1 protein-coding gene and 1 pseudogene are annotated in these 793 nt (G+C 45.9%); both read left to right on the top strand.

The genetic code is table 11. The annotated features are described in order from the left end of the window. A pseudogene (locus A3763_RS26635) lies at window positions 1–415 on the top strand (sirohydrochlorin chelatase); the annotation flags it as partial. Between the two features lie 30 nt (window positions 416–445). Further along, window positions 446–793, top strand: a 348-nt coding sequence (locus A3763_RS03560) for a nitroreductase family protein (protein WP_197482737.1), incomplete at its 3' end; no start/stop codon positions are given.

The following is a 793-nucleotide window of genomic DNA, read 5'->3' as shown; positions in this document are numbered from 1 at the left end:
TGAAATTATGACGAATCAGTTACTGCCAGAAAACTTAATGTCATCGTTCAAGCGGAGGCTGGCGGCAGGAGAGGTTGACGTGCATCACCATCATGCTGAATTTGACCCGAATAATCCAAATGGCAGCGTGTCTGAAAGCAGTCATTCGCACGATGACTCACCTAGTCATGAACATTCACACGGTCATTCTCATGACCACTCACACTCTCATGGCCACTCTCATGGCCACTCACATAGTCATGGGCATTCCCATGGCGTTTACAAACATATCGGACACCCAATGGGGCCACGAACCATGATAGGTGACGGGATTTGTAATTGTTTCATGAGACAATTTCCTCAAGAAATACTCGATGAAGAAAAAGAGAAAATAGCTAGCGCCAGTGATAAAACGCCGCTTGCGCATCGCCAATAGCCGTAAGGATGATGAGATGGGCTCTAAGTCATGAGTAAGTCGTTCAGTTATCCTGAAGCCGATAAAAAGGCAATATACCGCGTTATGGCTGAGCGCAGGGATATGCGCCATTTTAATGGTCAGCCGCTAGAAGAAACTACGCTCGGTAGAATTCTTGCGGCAGCTCACTTGGCGCCTAGTGTTGGATTAATGCAGCCTTGGCGTTTTATCCGAATCAAGAATTACGATATTAAGCACTCAATTCATTTACTCGTGGATAAAGAGCGAAAATTTACTGCGCAAGCCCTAGGAGAGCGTGAGCAAGATTTTCTCAAACTGAAGGTAGAGGGCATACTTCAATGTTCAGAAGTAATTGTAGCTGCGTTGCCTGACAAACGC

The sequence above is a fragment of the Oleiphilus sp. HI0128 genome, assembly GCF_001635365.1.
Note: the sequence above shows the minus strand (reverse complement) of the source record. Positions and strands in the feature narration are given on the sequence as shown.